This is a genomic window from Roseixanthobacter psychrophilus (assembly GCF_043195195.1).
Classification (GTDB): domain Bacteria; phylum Pseudomonadota; class Alphaproteobacteria; order Rhizobiales; family Xanthobacteraceae; genus NCEH01.
Window position 1 is genome coordinate 1 of record NZ_JBAFWT010000131.1, and the last position, 1,401, is coordinate 1,401.

Sequence of the window (1,401 nt, forward strand, 5' to 3'; positions counted from 1 at the left end):
GGTAGCGTCCCGGGTGATGGTGTATGAGGAGGCCGCGCGCGGAGCCCCGGCGTAGCGCAGCGCGCGGCCGGGGTGCCGCTGGCGGCCATCGCCGGTCTTCGGAGAAGGTTCGGGTTGCGAGAGCTTGAACCGAACCGGAGACGACGATGACCGACGACAGAATGGCCCTTATCGAGTTAGTGGAGAAGGCTGCCGACATCGATCTGGTGCGCGAGATGCTGGCGTTCGCCGCCGACCGCATGATGGACGCGGAGGTGGAGACCGAGACCGGCGCGGCGAAGGGGGCGCGCACGCCCCTGCGCGAGAACCAGCGCAACGGCTACCGTGAGCGCGACTGGGACACCCGGGCGGGACGGATCACGCTGGCGATCCCGAAGCTGCGCAAGGGCAGCTACTTCCCGAGCTTCCTGGAGCCGCGCCGAACCGCCGAGAAGGCGCTGGTGGCGGTGATCCAGGAGGCTTACGTCCACGGCGTCTCGACGCGCTCGGTCGACGATCTGGTGAAGGCCATGGGCGCGGGCGGCATGTCCAAGAGCCAAGTATCGCGGCTCTGCGCCGATATCGACGAGCGGGTGAACGCCTTCCTGCAGCGGCCTCTGGAGGGCGCGTGGCCCTACCTCTGGCTCGACGCCACCTACATCAAGGTCCGTGACGGCGGGCGCATCGTCAGCCGCGCGGTCATAGTGGCCGTAGGCGTCAACGAGGACGGCAAGCGCGAAGTGCTGGGCGTGCACGCCGGCCATTCCGAGGCCGAGGTGTTCTGGACCGACTTCCTGCGCAGCCTCGCCGATCGCGGCCTGCGCGGCGTGAAGCTGGTGATCGCCGACGATCACAAGGGCCTGCGCGCCGCCGCGCGCCGGGTTTTCAACGCCACGCAGCAGAGGTGCCGAATTCACTGGATGCGCAACGCCTTGGCTCATGCGCCCGCCAAGCAGCGCGGCGCCGTGGCGGCTATGCTGAAGACGATCTTCGCCCAGGAGACCAAGGCCGAGGCCGTCGCCCAGTGGGAGGTGGTCGCCGACGCGCTGAGAGAGAAGCAGCCCAAGCTCGCCGCCTTGATGGACGGCTCGCGCGAGGACGTGCTCGCCTACATGGACTTCCCTCGCGAGCACTGGCCGCAGATCGCCAGCACGAATCCGCTGGAGCGCGTCAACAAGGAGATCAAGCGCCGCTCCGACGTCGTCGGCATCTTTCCCAACGACGACGCCATCGTCCGGCTGGTCGGCGCGCTGATGCTCGAGACCAACGACGAGTGGACCGTCGCGCGGCGCTACATGGGGCTGGAGTCCCTCGCGCGCATCACGGATAATCCCAATCACAGGCTGCCCGCCGTGGCAGCCTGATCGAGACCGAGCCTTTCCGAAGGCCCGCGCTCATACACCATCCCATGGGGCACTACCC

Annotated in this window: 1 protein-coding gene; it reads left to right on the forward strand. The window is 68.2% G+C overall.

From position 1 onward, the window contains the following. Window positions 1–146: 146 nt before the first annotated feature. Window positions 147–1,343: an IS256 family transposase gene (locus tag V5F77_RS28805; protein ID WP_429008473.1), complete on the forward strand. Its 1,197-nt coding sequence runs from the start codon at window positions 147–149 to the stop codon at window positions 1,341–1,343. The last annotated feature ends 58 nt before the right edge of the window (window positions 1,344–1,401 follow it).